A 20,610-nucleotide genomic window follows, 5' to 3' on the forward strand; every position below is an offset into this window, starting at 1 on the left:
ACAAAATTTCAATACACGACCATCATAACAACTGTAAAACTGTACAGGCGCAACCTGCAAAGGTTATACATAGAAAGGATGACGTTTTATTTAGGGATAGAGAAGGCAGGGACATTTATTTTTGAAATATAGTTGTCATTGTCAACTAATGTTGTTTTCTTTGTATTGAGAAACAACAGGGAGATATTATGAAAACAATTGTTTTGAACGATATCGCTATCAGAACCAGGTTGCTTCCGGGTGATCTCGGCTATGTAGCGTACCTGCATGGCGATCTGTATACAAAAGAGAACGGGTACGGGTTGAGTTTTGAATCTTATGTGTTGAGCGGGCTGGGCGAATTTGGCCATGACTATGATCCGGAAAAAGACCGCATCTGGATGTGTGAGCATGATGGCAAAATGATAGGTTTTCTATTGGCGCAGCACCGGCCGGCCGGCCTGCAACTCCGGTACTTTATCCTTCTTCCGGAGTATAGAGGAATAGGGCTGGGAAAGAAATTGATGACTGAATTTATAGCTTTCATGAAACAATGCAGAGTTAAGGACGCCTATTTATGGACCACCGATGAACAACAGGCGGCCATTAATTTGTACACCCGCTTCGGGTTCAAACTGACTGAAGAAAAGCCTTCCCGATCATTTGGTAAAAACCTTACTGAACGGCGTTATGACCTGCACCTGGCTTAATGAACCTGATTATTGATTGCCATTGTCAACAAATATATGAAGGATAAAACAAAACTGATACAGGATATCCGGGAGTTTAACCGGTTCTACACCCGGTTGATCGGTTTGCTGGATGGTCATCTGCTGGATAGCAACTATTCGCTGGCTGAAGCGCGCATTTTGTACGAGATCTATACCGGGAAACAAATAAGCGCATCGCAAATTGTATCCATCCTGAATATGGATAAGGGCTATGTTAGCCGCATTCTGAAGAAGTTTGAAAAGGACGGTCTTGTAAATAAGGAGAACTTTTCTACCGATGCCCGGGTTTCATTGCTGGCATTGTCAGAAAAAGGCCTTAAAGTGTTTCATAATTTAAACCGGGCGTCTAACGACCAGGTAGATGCCCTGATTGCTCCGTTGGCCATCACAAAACAAAAAGAACTGGTCATGCATATGCAGGAGATCATGCAGCTATTGAGTGGTCAGTAGTAGTATTTTTAGCGGTCACTCAATCACATTCAACTGCTCGATCACTTCCTTGTAATATTGCCGGGCAATGGGGATTTCTTCTTCTCCAACTCTTAAAGTATCTCTTTCCACGTTAACAATATAAAGGATGGAAGCAGCCCACGAGCGGTGTGTTTTAATAAACAGATCGGACGGCAATTTTTTCAAAGCGTTTGATAAGCTCGTTCGTACCATGAAATAGGTATTATTCGATAGAACGATACTGGTATAATTTTTTTGGGTTTTTAGGAACATCACATCTACAGGATCGAGTCGTATCAATTTTTTATCCTGCCATACAAAAAAGGGCTTTAGCATAACGAATAAGCTTGAAGGTTAATGGGCTGACAATTTAAAAAAAAATGCCTGTAAAAATCTTATTTGCGTAATAATGACCCAAAGCGTGATCGGCTTACATGCTATCTCAATGCTGCTTTGATGATATCTCTTTGGGTCCTCTTTGGGTCCTCGGCCCCGGAGGTTTCATAGAGGTTGAACCGAGGTGGAACAGAAGTGAGCAGAGGTAAATCTGAGGTGACCCCGAGGTCGCCCCGAGGTGAATTAGAGGTGATTCCGAGGTAAATTAGAGGTGAACGAGTGGTAAAATGTCAAACATCACGGAAGTGTTGCATTTCATCACACCATTTTCCCAACACCGTCCCACCAGAAATGGCATTTCCGAGGAGAAATTACCAAACGTCACACCGGTTTCCGAAGCCCGTCACATCGAAACCAAAACACCGTCACATCTGGAAAAAATATGGTTGAAAGCTGTTCTACATTTGTGTCATCAGTCGCCGAAATGGAGTTTCGCTCAGGGCTAACAGAAAGAGCGGATCTGTGAACCCTCTCCACGACAGCGGCTTTCGACCGACACCGATTTTTTCACCATTTAAACGTGTGACTTATGGCTCACTCTGACAATAGCCTGGTAACAGGCCGGATTAGTGGAACCCTCAATAAAGAACTCGTATTTCGCGAGTGGCAGGGCAAAACAATAGTCGCTAAGGCGCCTAGAAAACGTAAAGGAGATCCAAACTCCAAACAAGCCGAAACACAGGAAAAATTCCTGCTTGCTTCGAGGTATGCAAGGACAATTATTAAAAGTACAGACAAAAGCATGGCGGAAGCCTATGCCACTGTACTGCGGCCCAGGCAGAACGTCTACAGCAGGGCGCTGGAAGATTTCCTGAATCCACCCCATGTTAAAAGCATCAATACGCGTAAATACAAAGGCGCAACTGGCGACAAGATCGTTGTTCGTGCAGTCGATGATTTTCGCGTAGTAAGTGTACAGGTGGAGATCTATGCTGCCAACGGCACCCTACTGGAAGAAGGCAAAGCAGAGCAAGACATCAATGGACTTGATTGGATCTACACCGCCACGCAGGCTAACAACCCGCTGGCCGGTACAAAGATCACCGCCATTGCCACCGATGTTCCGGGTAATGAAGGAATATTGGCCGTATCTTTGTAATGCTTATGAATTCCGTCCCGACCTGTTCGGGGCGGAATTCCCCTTTTGTTCAATTACAAACATTTGATATGAGCAAGTTATCGAAGCGGCATTTTTGGGAGTGGTTCAAACGTAACAACAAGGAATATCTCGATCTGCATAATAAAACAAAAAAAGAAGCAACCTACTGGTTATGTGAATTGAATGCGCATTTACGCGCCTATTACAAGTTCTTTGAATACAGCGTATCACTGCCTGATACAGGGAAAGGATTCCCCAAATTGACTATCACCGTAAATGGTAGAGCCATGCATTTTAAAAAGGTCGATACCTTTGTGGCCACAGCGCCTGAAATACCAGGCTGGCAGATCGGTGCGTTGGAAGATCCTATGCCAATTGATTTTCTGTTGGAAAAACAAATAGAGAGCATGAATATCCATCCGGCCGAATTCTTTTTTTCTTTTGCCAGCGATGACCCTGATGATACATCTCTTATAATATATCACCCTTTATGTTCCCGACATAACGAAGGGCAGTATTTGCAACTGGCTTATCCTGCTATCTATAATTTGTTGGGTGAACGGTCATACGGGGCTGATATCGACCGGCTGGAAATGGCCAATCTGTCGGAAGCTGATAAGGACAACGTTCATCCACTGGAAGAATTACCTATCCATATCTCTTTGCGCAAGCCTGCTATGGTAGTAGGTCCTAATGGAACATTGCAGGGGATGGATTAAAAATAAAAAAAGAAGCCCTGACTTCGAGGGCTTCTTTTACCTTGTATTTATTTTACTTTACGAATACCGATCATTACTACGCCGTGTGGTGGTACTTCGGCAGAAAATTCATCTTTATAAACGCCCAGGTCTTTTTGTCGCCAAAGATCGCGAACAATACAGGCTCCCTGAATGCCAAGGTCACTCCATTTTACCGTAAGCTTTCTCGTAACACTATCTGTTACATTGAACAATCCGGCTGCCTTGCTTCCATCTGCCAGGTCTTTTGCCAATACCCCGCAGGAATCTGTTTTAGAAACAATGGTTGCCTGTTTGCCCAACGGGTCCTGGTTGACTGCAAGCACTTCATCGTTCGTTAACAGACTTAAAGTAAAAGCATCGAGTTTGGTTAGATCGCAACCTAACAACAAGGGAACAGATTGTAAACACCAGGCGCTCATATGCGCATATTGCTCATCTGGTGTAAGGTGTGTTGGGTAAGGACCTTTACCCCAGCCAACCCAACCAACGATCATCATGTCGGGATCATTCCAGTGTCCGGGTGATGCATAAAGCGCCCATTTATCCTGGGTAAGCAACCGGCTCTTCAAACTTTTCCAACTGTCTCTTATGTCGCCACCGGTTCTCCAGGTATTGGCAATTTTTGAAAGTTCATTAATGCTGGCAAACGGCGTACTGTTGGAGAGACTGAAAACAACATCACGACCACTGTTGCGGAGCAGGTCGTACATGGCTTTGGTTTCAGTAAACTCAATCGGGTTCCAGTCATACTTTAAATAATCAAAACCCCATGTAGCCCATTGCTTTACATCTTTATCCCAGAAAATATACTGGCCAATGGCATACGGCAATTGTTTTTTATTGCGGGGAACATTTTCTGTGGTCCTCACAAATGTACCTTCCGCATTGATGGCGGATCCCCCAATATGATGGCCATATGATTCAACCCACGGGGTAGAGTAGATGCCTGCTTTCAAGCCCAGCTGGTGAATATCATTTACCAACGCCTGCATATTGGGAAAAGTGGTTGAGTCGGGAAGTATGCCACCAAATTCGCCGCCTCTTTTTCCCTGCCATACATCATCGATGTTCATATAACACCAGCCGTGATTGATCAACCCGCTGCCTGCCATCGCTTTTGCATTGGCCAGCACCAGTTCCTGGGTAACTTTTGATGCATAGATATTCCAGCTATTCCAGCCCATAGGCGGGGTCAATGCAATCGTTTCACCTACTACAATTTTGAAAGAACGTTTGGTGGCGCCCAGTTTATTTTTTGCATGCAGCGTAAGCGTATATTCTCCGGGCTTTGAAATAGAACCAGAGAACTGTCCGGTTGTTGCATCAACCGTAACGCCCTTTGGAAGATTGTCTGCAGAAAAACTCATGGGTCTTGTTCCTGTAGCAGGAATGGTAAATAATATCTGGTGACCGGGACGAACCCCAAACACCTGGGATCCGTTTATCTTCGGTTGCGGACTTTCTTTAGGAGTTAAAATATATTTAGAAAGCCTATCCTGTGCGTTGGCAGCTATCAGTAACATCCAGGAAACCGTAATACAACAAAGCTTTTTAAAGGAAAGCAAACTCATAATGATATTCTATTTTTTTAATGCTACTTCAATTACATCAACCAGGTTAGAACGAACGCTGGCCGGTAAATCAATAATAACCTGTCCTCCTTCGTGCCTGAAATGTAAGTTTTTTCCTGAACCTGCTAAGGAAACAGATCCTGGTGTCAGGGGCGTTGTTAATGAAATTACCGTATCTTTTGCGGGTAAGCGATCTGCATCATACTTGCTTCCGTTTTTAAATTCAGGAATGGCGAACAGATACCGGTAATTATTTTTTGCGGTGGCCGGTACCGATGCCCATTCACCTGCCGGCAATTGCTGCACCTGTTGAACCGCGCGGCCATTCTTTTTCATCCAGTCAGCCACTACTTTCATGTTGTCGTATACAGCCTGTGGAAATACACCATCGGCAGTAGGGCCTACACCTAACAAATAATTCACGCCCCAGGCCCGTGCCGAAACAAATTCCCCTAATGCAAAGGCATTGGAACGAAAAGGTTGGGTATTGCTGTTGGCCCAGCTGTTTGTCCAGGTATTGCAAAACTCTGCCCAGGTATCACCGGGATCCTGTTTGGGCGGATTACGTTCGAAGGTGATATAATCTCCTTTGCCATGCAGGCGGGGATTGATAACAATGCCTGGCTGTAGTTGTCGGATCTCCTCCTGCGATATTATTTCAGTGGCATTGGGAACAGGTGGTTTTCCATCGAACCAGAGCAGGTCAATTTTTCCATAACGGGTGAGCAGTTCTTCAATTTGTTTTTTAACCATCATTGCATAGGCTGCCTGGTGTTGTTTAATTTCCTCTGCTGTTCTGCTCACCGTTCTTGGATTAAGATCGCCATCCACTTTTGGTAAATCCGGGTTCGTTGTATAAGCCTTGCCGTAAATGAAACTCATGTATTCCCGGTCGAAATACCAGTTGGGCGGAGAATAATAAAATCCCAGTTTCAATCCATATTTGCGAACGGCATCCACATAAGACTTCAGGAGATCCCTTCCACCAATAAAATTTTTTGTGCTGAAATCGCCATATTCACTCGGCCATAAAGCAAATCCTTCGTGATGCCGGGTTGTTAGCACTACGTACTGAAAGCCTGCTTCCTTTGCTGCTTTTATCCATTTATCAGGATCATAATGTTGCGGATTGAAATCCTTTGCCATTGCCCAATATTCGTTCGGGGTAATGGCAGGTGGCTTACCGGTAAGGTTATAATCTTTTTCGCGAACTACCCGTGCCAGTTCACCAGAATCCAGTTTCTTATTGGCAAGCGCTCTGCCCGGGATCATGGGCCACGAAATGTCCATATTTTTTACAGATGCCAAACCCCAATGAATGAATAAACCAAGTCCTGCTTCAGGAAACCATTGTGCATCGGGATGCAGGGTATGCGTGGCGCTTTTTTCTTCTTTTAAATTGATCATGGAATGTTCTGCCGCGGCCTCCTTATCAACGTTTTGACCATACATTAGGACGGAGTTAAAAAGAAAACTGCTTACTAAAATAAATGCGGGATGTTTCATCATATGAGAAATTTATTCAGGTACTAGTCTTTTCTGATCAGTCGAACATAGGTGGTGGTCCCATCGAATATATACAGGTAGTAAATACCATTCTGATAATTCGTAAGGTTAAACTCTACTTCAAACTGGAATTGATTTTTTTGGATAACTGTTGATTGAACCGGATTGCCGCTGCTATTATAAATGATAAGCGTATATTGTTTATCGTGCTGCCTGTTGTCCAGCTTCACTTTCAACCGGCCATGCGTAGGATTCGGGTAGATCCTGATCTTTACGCAATCCTTCTTTTCATCGGCTGCAAAAACAAGCACGGTTTGGTTAACCGGATCGGCAGGCAGATAATTTTCATTACCGGGTTCACTGGCGCGTATCACCACATTGCCCTCACCGGTAAAGGAGAGTGTATTGTTATGAATTATTCCCGGGCCGGAAACAATGGAATAGGATACCGGCAAACCCGATGAAGCGGTGGCTGTTAATTGTACGGAATCTGTACTCTTGCTGGGCGTAATGGCGGTAAAGGAAATCGTTTGCGCCGCTTTATTAATGGTAATTACCTGCTCGCTGAAAGCTGCTTCATAATTTTCATCTCCTGCCTGTATAGCCCTAATGGTAGCCGTGCCCGCTCCATTGATGGTAACGGTAGTGCCATTGATTGTTACCGGGCCCGACACTAATTCAAAGGTAACGGGCAAACCTGCGTCGGATGTAGCAGACAAGTCAAAGGCGCCATCACCAAATGTCTTTGTCTCAACCGGGTCGAATGAAATAGTCTGCATGGCTTTGCTGACCATGAAAGTTTGTTCAGCCGTATCAGGAAAATAATTCTCATTTCCTTCCTGGATGGCGCGTACCGTGATCGTTCCTGCGCCGGTTATTGTCAATAAGGAATCATAGATACTGGCTGGTCCTGAACCTACTTCAAACCTTACCGGAAGTCCGGAACTGGCTGTTGCAGCCAATACAATGGGTTCAACACCATACGTGGTATCACCAATGTTTTCGAATGAAATGGTTTGTGTTCTTCTTTCAAAAAGCTCCCATTCCGCAAACTGTGTACCCGTTGTAGCCAGGGCTGCGCTATTATTGGTAATGTTCAACCGGTAATACTGATAAGCCGTTGCATTGTTGAACGTATAGGTTTTTGTAAGTAACCTCGACGAAAAACTTTCCCCTGTGCGGGTATCCAAGGTTGTCCAGTCGGTACCATTGTTGGAACCCTGTAAATTCCAGTCGCTGGGATCGCGGCCAGGTACATCATTAGCCGAAGTGAGGGTATATTTTACAACGATGGCAGGCACCGTTGATCTGTATTGGACCCACAATACATTCCTGCCACTGCGGAAATATTTTGAAGATCTATTGTTATCGATCAGGCTTGGCACGTCTTCAGCAGGTTTGGACGTATTGGGATATTGTGCAGTAACAGCGCCGCCATTATCAGTTATATCGAACGATGTAACGGGGGCTGCATGTACAGTAATGCTCACCGGCACTGAAAGACTTGTTTTATTGAGTGCATTGGTAGCTTTGGCCTGCAGCGTATAATTACCGGCAGCTACATTCGTCCAGGTAAAAGCATAAGGAGCAACAGAGTCCTTGCCCAGGCTGGTAGCCCCATTGAAGAATTCAATTGTTGTAATGGTTGAACTATCATCTGTTGCCGCTACATTGATCGCGATGGAAGCGGGGGCTGTGAACCCGGAGCCACTAACCGGGGACGTGATGTTGAGGTGTGAACCGGCCGGGTTTACGGTCACGAGAACAGCAGCGGGGAGGCTCTCTTTTCCGTTATTGTCCGTTGCTATAGCAGTGATCGTGTGTGCGCCTTCCACCGCTATCCAATTCATGGAATAAGGCGCCATAGTATCTTCGCCGATTGTTACACCATCTACGGAGAACGCTATTTTTGAAATGGCGCCGCTGAACGAAAGGGCATCAACGATGAGTGGAATGTTAGCGCCTGCATCAACGATCGCTTTATTGGCAGGGGCCGTAAAGCTGGCCACCGGCACATCGCCTGCTGCATGGGCGCCCACATCTGCAGGATTGAGCAGGCGGGCGGTGACAGGCGCCTGGGAAACTTCATCGGCGCCAATGTCGAAGGGCGCCGTACGCGGCTGCCCATCCATATCTGCCACTACTGCGGGAAAGCTATCTGTGATGGCATTGATGGCGGGGCTGCCGGTTTGAAGATGATAAGTACCTGTGATATCCCTTGCCAGCAGGGGATCAGTGATAGTATATCCTGAAGCGGGCATAGCGCCCGGGCCGCTTACATTGAAAAGAATATTGCCTGTCCATACAGGATTGGTATAGGGGCCGGCGATAGAAGCCGCCGCGCCACCACCCTGAACAATATTATTGGCCACTGTAACAAATGTAGCGCCCAAACCGCCTGTACGTCCGCCCTGCTTGAAATTGCTGCTGCAATTGACAAGCGTGTTAAAGGCGATGAGTATGCGATCAGGCCGGTCGTGGCTTGTTAAGGGAGCACCATCTGCTACCTCGCCATCACCGTTCCCGATATCCAGCGCAGTACTGCAATTCTCAAAATAATTGCTGAAAATCACATGATCGTCGCCAAAGATGCGCAGGCCCGGTGTATTGCTGAAATAATTACCATATACCTGGGAATGGTTGCCATGCCGGAGCGTGAACTGTGCAGGACAATTACGGATGGTATTATAGCGGATGGTCAGGGCCGAGGCTTTGACAGAGATAAGCTCATTCTCCCCATCACATTCCTCAAACACGTTATGCTCGATAACGCTGTTGCTCGATGAAAGGCTGTACCCACTCAAGCCAAATTGCAGCGTTTCAGCGCCATTGCCACCACCGGGCAATTGTTTATAGAAATAGTTGTGATGGATCCAGAGTCTTTGTGCGATCTGACTGCCGGAACCCCGCACCGCTATAAAGCGACCGAGATTACTTTTATTCTGAAAGGTGTTATAATCTACTTCGTGGTCATTGCCATTCAGCAGCAGGTACTCCCCTTCACCCGGTGTTTCAAAAGTATTTCTTGTCCAGCGGCAGAAACTGGTGCCACTGGCCATTTTGGCGTGGTTGGCCGCATGAGTAAATGTAAAGCCTTTGATGATGATGTAGGCAGCCGGGCTTACTATACTAAAACCCCCTGAGCCGGTGATCTCAGCGCCCCCGATTGACTGTGCTGCAATGGTGATGGGTTGCGCTGCAGTCCCTTTTTTATTGATGGTGATATCGGTCGTTGCCGTGTATACGCCATTGGCAAGAATGATCACATCGCCGGGAGCTGCGTTGTTAATGGCAGTTTGCAGTTCAGGGAGGGAGGTTACGGGGATAGTTGTTGCCGAAGCAATCTGGAAACCCGACAAAAGCAATAAAAGAGAGAAGAACCGAAGGACCTCGTTTTTTGCACGGGAATATGGCCCTTTTGCAAAAGGTAAATTTTTTTCCATTGGCAAGAATTGATGATTAATGATTGCACAACTAACTTATAATTTGCAAACAATGCTTGCCGGCTCTTTACCTTCTATTCACTCATTTTGGCCTGTTTTCAGGTGCATGTGGGTTAGCCGATGCGAATTGCGTTTCGTGATATTCAGATGAAAAAGATTTGATTATAGAATCTTTAATGATGGCAGTGGCAATAGTGGCGCCTTTGTCGTTTAAGTGATCAATATCGAAGAACAGGCTATCCGCTGCCAGGGAAGGGTAGTTTTGCAGGTTAATGTATTTAGCCCTGGTGTTATGAAGGAGGTTGTTGATTAACTGATTGTTCTTTTTAACCAGGTTGGTATCGAGGTAGGAATAGAACTGTTGGCAAACCGGCATGGTTACCAATATGGTTTGAATTTGTTTTTGTTGAAGCATGGAAATAAAGCCCTCGAACCTTTTATAGATCTTCCCGGCGCTGCTTGTGTCTATCCAGTAGGTATTCCAATCGATTATTTTCCGCTGATATTTGTGTAATCTATAATCAGGATCTGCTTTTGAAAGATCCTCAAATTCGGCCCTGTAGCCCATAATGGTATCGTATTGATCGAGGGTGTTGTGTTCATTGAGCAAAAAACCACAGGTAAGGGCATGATATCTTTTAAAAGTATACGATTTTATAAATCCATCTTTCAGGTTCCAGTGATGATACAATTTGGCTGCAGATTCCTCATGCAATCCGGTAAAATAAAAAGTGAAATAATCAACCGGGAAGATCACATATTGTAAATGGGGTAACTGGTTAAGATTCTTCTCTATTATTTCCATATCCAGTTCAACAGGTTTGCCGTCTTCTGCCAGGTTTAAGGTTTTGATGGGGAGTAAGGTGGGATTTATTCCATTCAATGTATGGCTGGTACCTGTTATCAGGCATTGTACCTTTCCCTTGTACTGCTCAAATAGTTGTCTTTTTAAAGTCACTACCCGGTCTTGTTCCTGATAAAGCCCTATCAGCAAGAGCACCAGCACCGGGATAATTGACAACTTCACTATTTTTAAGATAAGCTTCTTCATTAGAACTGAAAATAAATGAATGAAACATTTTCTTTTTGAATAATGGCGTTCAGCAGGAATATGGCGGTAAGGGTATACACAGTATACAGCACTACCTTTGAGCTCAGGATCATAAAGACATTCCTCTTTGCTATTTCCAATCTTCTTTCATTTCTTCTGAATTGCCAGTCAATCACCAGCAGCGGTACAATGTAATAGAAGATGGAAAAGTAGGAGAGCGCTTCCCCCGGGTTGTGAAAATTGGTGAAAATCCTTTTTGTGTAATCAACAGCCTGGCCCATGTCGTGGATGCGGAAGAAGATCCAGGCAAAGGTTACAAAGCAAAACGTGGTAAACATTTGCAGCAACTCTTTACCATTGGGAAATAACCGGTCGGCGGCCACCACTTCGTTTACGTGCGTGCGGTTGCGGTTTAATAATAACAATGGCAGGAACCCACAGGCATGAATAAATCCCCAGGCAATAAAATTCCAGCTGGCGCCATGCCAGAACCCGCTAACCAGAAAAATGATAAAAGTATTTCTTACTGCTTTCGCTTTACCATCCTTTGAACCACCCAGTGGAATATACAGGTAATCCCTGAACCAGGAGGAGAGTGAAATATGCCATCTACGCCAGAACTCGGCAATGTCCCTTGAAAAATAGGGGAATTTGAAATTGCTTAACAGTTCAAACCCGAATAGTTTGGCCGTGCCCAGGGCAATGTCTGAATACCCGCTAAAGTCGCCATAGATCTGAAATGAAAAAGCGATAGCGCCCAGTATAAGGGTAATACCGTTATGTTCGGTGTAGTTGTTGAATATAGTATTGACTATTACCGCAAGGCTGTCTGCCACTACTACTTTCTTGAACATGCCCCACAAGATCAACCGGCAGCCTTCGGCAGCCTGTCTGTAACTGAAGATCCTTTTTTGTTGTACCTGCGGCAACAGGTGCGTAGCGCGTTCAATGGGCCCGGCTACCAGTAATGGGAAAAAGGAAACGAATACGGCATACTCAATAAAATTGGAGATGGGCTTTTGTTTTCCTCTATAAATATCAAACACATACGACATGCCGTGGAAGGTGTAAAAGGAAATGCCGATGGGCAATGCGATCTGCAATAAGGTGGGGTGTAAGTGTACACCCAGCGTTTCAAAACCTTTTTGAAATTGCAGCGCAAAAAAGTTGTAATACTTGAACACGGCCAGAATGCCCAGGTTATTAATAACGCTCAACCATAAAAACAGCCGTGCTCTTTTTCGGTTAGGCGAGGCAACAGAAAAGCCGTAAACATAATCAAGGAAAGTGCTTACCGAAAGTAACGTCATAAATTTCCAGCTCCACCAGCCATAGAAGAAATAACTGGCAACAAGCAACAACCCATTTTGCCAACGCAGGCGCTTATTGAATACGAACCAATATAGGCCAAACACAATGGGCAGGAAAACCAGAAAGGCAAGCGAATTGAATAACACCGGCTTTGAGTTTTGGAAGTAAATGCTTAACTAAATTTAATAAAAAAAGCATTCTAATGAATGCTTTCGGTTATGATATAGATCATAATTCTGCGTTTACTCAACTCCTTTTACTTTCATCTCTAATTCATAAATAGCCTCCGATGCAGTGATGAATAATTTGTTTCGCTGTTTACCATAAAATGCAACATTGGCTGTCCATTTTTCAGGAATATCGATATGCGCTATTTGCTTGCCCTGACTGTTGAAAACAGTAACGCCCTTGCCTGTGAGGTAGATATTCCCCTTGTTGTCCATCGTCATGCCATCAGAGCCAAGATTGACAAATAATTCTCCATTGCTTAAAGAACCGTCTTTATTAATGGTGTAACGATATGTTTTATTGCCGTTGAGGTCTGATACGTACAATTGAGTTCCATCGAGTGAGCCTACAATGCCATTGGGGCGTTTCATACTGTCAATTAATGGTTGCGGGGTTTTGCTGCCACGCAGCAGTACATATACTTTCTCTGCTTCCATTTCGGGTTTGGTCCTCGTCCACCACGTGCGCTGATAATAAGGATCGGTGAAATAAATATTACCACCCGGCGACACCCACACATCATTAGGGCCATTCAGTTTTTTGCCATCCAGATCGTTTATCAGCACTTTAATTTTTTTCTTCCGGTCAATTGACCAAAGCTGGTTTTGTTCATCGGCGCAGGAGATGAGGTTGCCGTTCCTGTCGAAATACATGCCGTTCGAGCGGCCGGCGCTGTCCAGAAAAATTGATAAGTGACCATCGATGCTGTATTTCCAGATCTTGTTATTGGGCTGATCGGTAAAAAAGACATTCCCTTTGCTGTCGGTAGCCGGGCCTTCGGTAAAACTGAATTGCCGGGCAATCAAACGCGGGGTGGCGCCATCGGCTATTATACTGGTATCGGTTGAGCGATTGTCCTGAGCATTCGCCACCAGGCTGCAGCAATATAAAAAGGCAGGCAATAATAGTTTCTTACAGGTGATTATCATGTTCAATGTTGATTAGGTACTGAAGATACAACGAATATTACCCCGTAAAATAACAGTGGTAACCGGCTATTTTGTATATTTCGCCCGTTTTGGGATCAGAAGCGGGGTGCGGCCGTCTGCGGGCGGTTTTAACGTTCCATTAATAAATATTTACATCGATAGTAATACAAATTGCATAATGAACGAGAATACCATTGAAAGTTTGCGGGAAGCCTTGCGCCATTCGCCCAACAATACGCCGTTGAGGTTGTTGCTGGCCGATACATTGCTGGGACTGAACCACCTGGAGGAAGCGGAAGCTGAATACACCCTGATCTTAAAATCATCACGTCGCGATACAAAAGCCACCATTGGGCTGGCAAAGGTTTTCTACAAAAAAGGCAATTATTCCGCCTGTAATGTAATTCTGGAAGAATTTATTGAAAGCGGTCACCAGGACGTAGAGGCCCTTACCTGGTATGCTAAAGGACTGCTAAAAGAAAACTCCATTGCCCGCGCTATTGAAACCTATAAAAAGGTATTGTCACTTGACCCCAATTTCTTCGATGAGGAACTGGATAGTCATTTACGGGTAAAAGGTGGCCGTCCCGAGCCAGACGAAGAGGAGGAAGACGAATATGACAGCCGCTTTTTACAAAAGCCATCCATCAATTTCAGTGATGTGGGTGGAATGGATGCCGTGAAAAAGGAGATCGAGCTGAAGATCATAAAGCCGTTGATGCATCCCGAACTGTATAAGGCATATGGCAAAAAGATCGGCGGTGGAATCTTATTATACGGCCCGCCCGGATGCGGCAAAACCTTTTTGGCAAAAGCAACGGCGGGGCAGGTAAATGCCAGATTCATCAGTGTAGGACTGAACGATATCCTGGACATGTGGATCGGGAACAGTGAGAAAAACCTGCATGAAATATTTGAGCTGGCCCGGGATAATACGCCCTGTATTTTATTCATCGATGAAATTGATGCGCTGGGCGCCAGCAGAAGCGATATGAAACAATCGGCCGGCCGCCACCTCATCAATCAATTTTTGCAGGAGCTGGACGGTATAGATACCAGCAATGAAGGGGTATTGATAATCGGTGCAACCAACACCCCCTGGAACCTGGACCCTGCCTTCAGAAGACCGGGCCGTTTCGACCGCATTGTGTTTGTGCCGCCACCGGATGAAACCACCCGGGAATCGATATTACAGTTAAAACTTAAAAATAAACCAATCGATACCATCGACTATGCTCAACTGGCGAAAAAGACGGAGCACTATTCCGGCGCCGATATTGACGCCATCATTGACATAGCCATAGAACTAAAACTGGAATCTTCTTTCACCGACGGTATCCCAAAGCCTATTGAAACAAAAGACCTGCTGAATGCCGTTAAAAAACATAAAGCAAGTACCCAGGAATGGTTCATGACCGCCAAGAATTTTGCCATGTTTGCCAACGATTCCGGTTTATATGACGATATCCTATCCTATTTAAAATTAAAAAAGTGACATGACGGAGCATAGTCTATCGAAGGTTGGTATTCTTATTCAACAAAGGAAGTACGACGCAGCAGAAAAGATCCTGAGACAACTACTGGCACAGGAACCCACCAATATTCAATACCTGGCGTTATTGTCGGAATTGAACCTGGCGCAGGACAAAGTAGAGGAGTCTGCCAGTATTATTGAAGATGCTATTGGCCTTGCACCCGATACTGCGCATTTATTCTTTATTAAATCGCGCATCGATATTCAGAAAGATAAATATGATGATGGGGAGAAAAGCATTCAACAGGCTATATCCCTCGATCCTTATACCGCAGATTATTTTGCCTGGTTCGCGAATATAAAACTGGCGCGCAAGCAATATGATGAATCGTTACGCCTGGCCAATCAGGCGCTGGAAATTGACCCCGAAGACCTGCTGGCGCTGAATGTAAGAAGCACGGTCTTAATAAAGCTGAATAGAAAAGAAGAATCATTTGCTACGATTGAAGGCGCTTTAAGAAATGATCCAAATAACGCCTATACCCATGCCAATTACGGCTGGGGATTGCTGGAAAAAGGCGATCATCAAAAAGCCCTGAAGCACTTCAAGGAAGCCCTGAAGAACGAACCCAATTTTGAGTATGCGCAACGAGGCATGATCGAAGCGTTGAAGGCAAGCAACCCCGTATACCGGGTGTTCCTGAAATTTTCATTCTGGATCGGTAACATGGCAGCAAAGTACCAATGGGGTATATTATTGGGACTTTGGTTTGGCAACCAGGCATTAAACAAACTGGCTGATGCCAATCCGGGCTTACGGCCAATTCTTATTCCGGTGATCATCTTGCTCGCCTTGTTTGCATTCTCAACCTGGGTTATAAAACCCATCAGCAACCTGTTTCTCAGGTTTAATTCCTACGGCAAGTTCCTGCTGAACAAACAGGAAAAAATGAGCTCTAATTTTGTAGCAGTAGCCCTGGTTGTTTTACTTGCCGGTTTATTAATGTTTGCATACTCTTTCATGGATAAATACCTGGTATTGGCGGCCTATGGTTTTGCGATGATGGTTTTTTGCAGTATGATGTTTTTGCCGTCAAAGTACAATTCGATCATGTTATTCACCATTGTCATGGCGGTGCTCGGATTGACCGCCATCTGGATGGCATTTACCAACAATCCCGCCACCGGCGCCATTGTAAATATATTTATCATCGGGTTTATTGCCTTTCAATTTGCAGTTAACTTTTTGGTGATTAAAAGAAGTAACAGATAATGATTCAATAATTATAGTATTATGAGTAACGTGTTACGGCAACAAATTGAGGAGTTCGTATCGTTGACCGATGAAGAGTTTGCATTGGTGCTGTCGCACTTTACTCCTAAAAAATTTAAAAAGCACCAGATCATCATCCGGGAAGGGGAGTATGTGCATAATGACTACTTTCTGCTCAGCGGGCTCATGAAAGTATGCCACATAGACTCGGAGGGTAAAGAGCACATCGTTCAATTCGGAATGGAGCACTGTTGGATCACGGATCCGCAGGCCTATCATAATCAAACAACTGCCACGCTGCAGGTGGATTGCCTGGAAGATTGTGATACCTTGTTTATTACCTTACACAACCGCGAAAAGCTTTGTCGCGGGTTGCAGAAAATGGAACACTTCTTCAGAAAGCAAACAACCGCTAGTTATATTCAGTTTCAACGCCGGATCTTATGTTTGATCAGCTGTTCCGTTAAAGAACAGTATGAAAAACTGGTCTCGAATTATCCCGGCCTTATTCAACGTGTTCCCAAATCATTGATCGCTTCCTTCCTGGGCGTTTCCCGCGAAACCCTGAGCCGCCTGGCAAGCGCGTGATAATTGTCACATCATATTCGTGATAAATGTCCTTTTTTGCCGCCAGCCCTGTATTGAATTTTGTGATAAATACACAGAAAATGGAATACAGAAATTTAGGCAGGTCGGGATTAAAAGTACCGGTTTTAAGTTTAGGCACCGCAACATTTGGCGGCACCAATGAGTTTTTTAAACGCTGGGGCGAAACAGATATAAAAGAGGCAACGCGCCTGGTGGACATCAGCCTTGAACGGGGCATGAACTTTTTTGATACCGCGAATGTGTACTCGCAAGGCGCCTCCGAAGAAATTTTAGGCGCCGCCATAAAAGGCCGTCGCGATAAAGTGCTCCTCGCTACCAAGGCCTCCTTTAATATGAGTGAAGCCGCCAATGACAAAGGTTCTTCCCGTTATCATCTTATTAAAGCCGCAGAAGACAGTCTCAAACGGTTGGGAACTGATTACATAGACGTATACTTTATGCATGCCTTTGATGAGGAAACGCCCGTTGAAGAAACACTACGTACTTTAGATTACCTGGTTACCAGTGGAAAAGTAAGATATATTGGCGCCTCCAACTTCACTGCCTGGCAGCTTATGAAATCGCTGGCCCTTTCAGAACGTAACAACCTGGAGAAATACGTGATCTACCAGGGATATTATTCCCTTATCGGGCGCGATTATGAACAGGAATTAATGCCCTTGCTGCAAGACCAGGGGCTGGGACTGATGGTTTGGAGCCCGCTGGGCTGGGGACGCTTAACCGGTAAGATCAGAAGGAATGATCCGTTGCCGGAAGGGCGCATAAAAGCAGGTGGATTGGTAAAAGCGCCACCGGTGACAGACGAGCACCTGTATAATGTAATAGATGTGCTGGAGCAGGTTGCAGGGGAAACGGGCAGATCGGTGTCCCAGGTTGCCATCAACTGGTTGCTGAATAAGCCCACCGTTTCGAACATTGTAATTGGCGCCCGCAATGAAAAACAGTTGCTGCAGAACCTGGATGCCACCGGCTGGAGTTTATCACCGGAACATGTATTACAATTGGATGCAGTGAGTGAGCAAATTCCCATTTATCCGCATTGGGTAGGCAAACGCTAAATTATTTCTCAAAATGACCAGCTGTATAAGCCGCCAGGTATTGGTTATAATCAGCTTTTACCTGGTTGGCATACTGGCTGGCGTATTCAATAATGGATGGAACCCAGGCTGCATCGCGGGCAAAGGCCATCAGTTCATCCGCATTGGCCGAACCCTGCCTGCCCGAACTTCTTAGCTGGGCAGAAGCCGTAAGCAGGGCCATATTTTCCAGCACATCCTCCATATCATCGAACCTGTTTTCCAGGGTGGCGAAGTTTATTTTATCGGCTGTGGGTTGCATTTCTTTTATCACGTACGATTCGTTGTTGAAAAGCACCGGTCGCAACAGCGCAGGTGAAATATTTTGCATGCGTTCCTGCACACCTACCACCCTGGCCGCCTCCGATAACCAGGTGGGTTGCTGGTTGGGGAAATGCGATTGCAGGCAGGAGGGTTGCGCCTGTTTCATATCCAGCAACAGGTATTTCCGTTCGCCATGTAACCGTTCCAGCAAAAAAAGATAGCGTTTAACGCCCAGACTGCCAGTTCCGGCTATTCGAAAACCCGCATCTATAACCTGGAAGCGGTGATGATGAATATTCACCATCCAACCATCTACAAAGGCAGCCAGTTTTTTTGTAAGTGATGGATCATCAATAGGGAACAGCCGTTTGTTATCAATCAGCAGGCCAATGTCCCCGTTCTTCCTGATGGTGCGTTCCCTTACCAGGTCTTTTTGTTTGCGTTCCCCTACTTTTAACAGGAAGGATTTTACAATGCCTTTAGCGGTTTGCGGTTCAATGTACCGCGACCGGCCCTTACTTAACACCAGTGCATACGACTTCAGGAACAACAGCGCCATGTTGTTGGTTTCCGGGGCGCCCAGGCCCATGGTATACAGGCCTACAAAAATACTGGTCACCATGCGGGCCAGTTCCCAGGTGGCGGGCGCCAGGGTAGCCTCGTCAAAATCGTTCAGGTCGAAGTATACCAACCGGTTATCACCCTTGTAACTACCAAAGTTCTCCAGGTGCAGGTCGCCGCAAACCCATGACAGCGGCAAAGCCGGCAGGGTATTGGCGCCGGCAAGGTCTTCATAAAACAAATGGGCGGTGCCCCTGAAAAAGTAAAACGGATCTCTGGCCATGGCCCGGTACTTAAGACGCGTATAAAAAGGCAGGCGATTACTGTTAAAGTGTTGGATACGTTCTGCTATGGACGGCAAGGTTATTTTTTAATAGGAAGTTAATGCAATTTTTGGATGGTCAATTGGATTTATATTTGATAGATAAGTTTTGGTCCCTTTCACTTTAAAAATTAAGTATCATGAAAAAAGTCGTTTTCGTTGTTTGCTTTTTGCTTGCATTTGCCGGAATGAATTTTGCCCAAACAGCCCCTGCTAAAAAACAAGGTGCTAAAAAGGAACAAGCCGCTCCTGCTAAAAAAGACACAGCACCTAAAAAGAAGGATGGCTCGCCCGATATGCGTTACAAGGCAAATAAGGCCGCTGCCGATACCACCAAGCACATGAAGAAAAATGGTACCCCCGACAAGCGGTATAAAGAGAATAAGAAAAGCTAAGCCACCAGATCTCAAGGAACAAGGCTCAAGGTACAGGCAGACGCTTGCACCTTGAGCCTTTTGTTTTTCCTGTGCCTTTATCCCTGAACCTTGTGCCCTGACCTTTTGATTTGCTAAACTCCTACCTTCATGCAAATGATAACAATGAGAAAGATATCTTATAGCTTACTGCTTGCCTGTTGTTTACTGACCTTCGCCGGTTTTGCGCAAAAGCAATCAAAAGGATGGATCTCCCTGTTTGATGGCAAGACGCTTACCGACTGGAAAGTAGGGGAGAACGCCGGAACTTTTACAGTTGACAGTGGAATGATCATTGTCCACGGGAATACAGCCCATCTGTTTTATAACGGGAATGTACAGAACCACGATTTCAAGAACTTCGATTTCAAGGCCGAGGTTATGACCAGGCCCGGTTCCAACTCCGGCATTTATTTTCATACCGCTTACCAGGAATCAGGCTGGCCATCGAAGGGATATGAAGTGCAGGTAAATAACACGCATACCGACTGGCGAAGAACCGGAGGCCTGTATGCCGTTCAGGATGTGAAAGAGCAGTTGGTGAAGGATAATGTCTGGTTCACTGAAGAGATCATTGTGCGGGGAAAGAAAGTGACTGTTAAAGTGAATGGTAAAACAACTGTTGAATATACCGAGCCTGACAATGTGCAACGCCCGAATGATATGAAAGGACGTGTGCTCTCCAGCGGCACCTTTGCATTGCAGGGTCATGATCCCAACAGTAAAGTTTATTTTAAAAACATCCAGGTAAAAATTCTGGAGTAAAAGCCTCAGGGCACAAGGCTCAAGAGAAAACAGGTCCTTTTTATTTATTTGTATTTCTTGCGCCTTGTTTCCTGGTTCTTGTATTCTTTTTTATTCTATTTTTAGCGCTCCGGTAATTTTTTCAACCGCGAGCCGACTATGTTTAACAAATTCACCCTGTTTGTAACGAGCTATTTGATGATAGTTCTGGTAAGTGCCTGTTCATCTTCTAAAAAGGTAACAAAAATTGCAGATGCCCGGCAACAACCAGCATCGCAACCATCACAGCTCTCCCAAACATCTCAAGCATCCCAATCTCAGCCATCCCAACCATCCCCAAAATCCCAGTCCGAGTTCAGGGCTGCCTGGGTGGCCACGGTGTCAAATATCAACTGGCCCAGCAAACGCGGATTAAGCACTGAAGAGCAGCAGCGGGACCA

The 20,610-nt window shown here is 45.3% G+C and carries 18 protein-coding genes; 10 read left to right on the forward strand and 8 right to left on the reverse strand.

Features of this window, described 5'->3' with window-relative positions; translation table 11 throughout:
• Positions 1-188: 188 nt before the first annotated feature.
• Positions 189-689 carry a GNAT family N-acetyltransferase gene (locus tag ACJ751_RS09510; protein ID WP_407745252.1) on the forward strand — a complete coding sequence of 167 codons (501 nt, stop codon included), beginning with the start codon at positions 189-191 and terminating at the stop codon, positions 687-689.
• Between the two features lie 36 nt (positions 690-725).
• Positions 726-1,160, forward strand: a complete 435-nt coding sequence (locus tag ACJ751_RS09515; protein ID WP_407745253.1) for a MarR family winged helix-turn-helix transcriptional regulator — start codon at positions 726-728, stop codon at positions 1,158-1,160.
• Between the two features lie 15 nt (positions 1,161-1,175).
• Here the strand turns inward: ACJ751_RS09515 and ACJ751_RS09520 are convergent, their stop codons facing one another.
• Positions 1,176-1,496: a LytR/AlgR family response regulator transcription factor gene (locus ACJ751_RS09520; RefSeq protein WP_407745254.1), complete on the reverse strand. Its 321-nt coding sequence runs from the start codon at positions 1,494-1,496 to the stop codon at positions 1,176-1,178.
• Positions 1,497-2,085: 589 nt separating this feature from the next.
• Here ACJ751_RS09520 and ACJ751_RS09525 point away from each other — a divergent pair.
• A complete protein-coding gene (locus tag ACJ751_RS09525; RefSeq protein WP_407745255.1) occupies positions 2,086-2,655 on the forward strand; it encodes a hypothetical protein in 570 nt (189 codons plus the stop codon).
• A 68-nt stretch (positions 2,656-2,723) separates the two neighbouring features.
• Entirely contained in the window at positions 2,724-3,374 is a 651-nt protein-coding gene (locus ACJ751_RS09530; protein WP_407745256.1) for a hypothetical protein, read from the forward strand.
• Positions 3,375-3,421: 47 nt separating this feature from the next.
• Here ACJ751_RS09530 and ACJ751_RS09535 read toward each other — a convergent pair whose 3' ends face one another.
• From ACJ751_RS09535 to ACJ751_RS09560, 6 genes are all read right to left on the reverse strand, one after another.
• Positions 3,422-4,966 carry a putative Ig domain-containing protein gene (locus ACJ751_RS09535; protein ID WP_407745257.1) on the reverse strand — a complete coding sequence of 515 codons (1,545 nt, stop codon included), beginning with the start codon at positions 4,964-4,966 and terminating at the stop codon, positions 3,422-3,424.
• Between the two features lie 9 nt (positions 4,967-4,975).
• The gene (locus tag ACJ751_RS09540) at positions 4,976-6,418 is read right to left on the reverse strand and encodes an alpha-L-fucosidase (protein ID WP_407745258.1); all 1,443 of its coding nucleotides are present in this window, start codon (positions 6,416-6,418) and stop codon (positions 4,976-4,978) included.
• A gap of 77 nt (positions 6,419-6,495) precedes the next feature.
• The gene (locus ACJ751_RS09545) at positions 6,496-9,915 is read right to left on the reverse strand and encodes a chondroitinase-B domain-containing protein (protein WP_407745259.1); all 3,420 of its coding nucleotides are present in this window, start codon (positions 9,913-9,915) and stop codon (positions 6,496-6,498) included.
• Between the two features lie 82 nt (positions 9,916-9,997).
• Complete coding sequence (locus ACJ751_RS09550; protein ID WP_407745260.1) at positions 9,998-10,966, reverse strand: hypothetical protein; 969 nt, start codon at positions 10,964-10,966, stop codon at positions 9,998-10,000.
• Positions 10,966-12,423 (reverse strand): MBOAT family O-acyltransferase, encoded by a 1,458-nt coding sequence (locus ACJ751_RS09555; protein ID WP_407745261.1) that lies wholly within the window; start codon positions 12,421-12,423, stop codon positions 10,966-10,968. The genes ACJ751_RS09550 and ACJ751_RS09555 overlap by 1 nt, the downstream gene beginning before the upstream one ends.
• A gap of 96 nt (positions 12,424-12,519) precedes the next feature.
• Positions 12,520-13,434, reverse strand: a complete 915-nt coding sequence (locus tag ACJ751_RS09560) for an SMP-30/gluconolactonase/LRE family protein (RefSeq protein WP_407745262.1) — start codon at positions 13,432-13,434, stop codon at positions 12,520-12,522.
• A 178-nt stretch (positions 13,435-13,612) separates the two neighbouring features.
• Here ACJ751_RS09560 and ACJ751_RS09565 point away from each other — a divergent pair, with 178 nt between their 5' ends.
• The 4 genes from ACJ751_RS09565 (at position 13,613) to ACJ751_RS09580 (ending at position 17,848) form a co-directional block, all read left to right on the forward strand.
• Positions 13,613-14,929 carry an AAA family ATPase gene (locus tag ACJ751_RS09565; protein WP_407745263.1) on the forward strand — a complete coding sequence of 439 codons (1,317 nt, stop codon included), beginning with the start codon at positions 13,613-13,615 and terminating at the stop codon, positions 14,927-14,929.
• A gap of 1 nt (position 14,930) precedes the next feature.
• Positions 14,931-16,181, forward strand: a complete 1,251-nt coding sequence (locus tag ACJ751_RS09570) for a tetratricopeptide repeat protein (protein WP_407745264.1) — start codon at positions 14,931-14,933, stop codon at positions 16,179-16,181.
• 21 nt (positions 16,182-16,202) lie between these two features.
• Positions 16,203-16,769: a Crp/Fnr family transcriptional regulator gene (locus ACJ751_RS09575; RefSeq protein WP_407745265.1), complete on the forward strand. Its 567-nt coding sequence runs from the start codon at positions 16,203-16,205 to the stop codon at positions 16,767-16,769.
• An 80-nt stretch (positions 16,770-16,849) separates the two neighbouring features.
• Positions 16,850-17,848 (forward strand): aldo/keto reductase, encoded by a 999-nt coding sequence (locus ACJ751_RS09580; RefSeq protein ID WP_407745266.1) that lies wholly within the window; start codon positions 16,850-16,852, stop codon positions 17,846-17,848.
• Position 17,849: 1 nt separating this feature from the next.
• Here ACJ751_RS09580 and ACJ751_RS09585 read toward each other — a convergent pair whose 3' ends face one another.
• Positions 17,850-19,052: a DUF2252 domain-containing protein gene (locus ACJ751_RS09585; protein ID WP_407745267.1), complete on the reverse strand. Its 1,203-nt coding sequence runs from the start codon at positions 19,050-19,052 to the stop codon at positions 17,850-17,852.
• Positions 19,053-19,153: 101 nt separating this feature from the next.
• Between ACJ751_RS09585 and ACJ751_RS09590 the strand changes: the two genes are divergently transcribed.
• A complete protein-coding gene (locus ACJ751_RS09590) occupies positions 19,154-19,408 on the forward strand; it encodes a hypothetical protein (RefSeq protein ID WP_407745268.1) in 255 nt (84 codons plus the stop codon).
• 144 nt (positions 19,409-19,552) lie between these two features.
• Positions 19,553-20,191: a DUF1080 domain-containing protein gene (locus ACJ751_RS09595; RefSeq protein ID WP_407745269.1), complete on the forward strand. Its 639-nt coding sequence runs from the start codon at positions 19,553-19,555 to the stop codon at positions 20,189-20,191.
• Positions 20,192-20,610: the final 419 nt, after the last annotated feature.

Origin of the sequence: Niastella sp., from assembly GCF_045805085.1 — a bacterium.
Classification (GTDB): domain Bacteria; phylum Bacteroidota; class Bacteroidia; order Chitinophagales; family Chitinophagaceae; genus Niastella.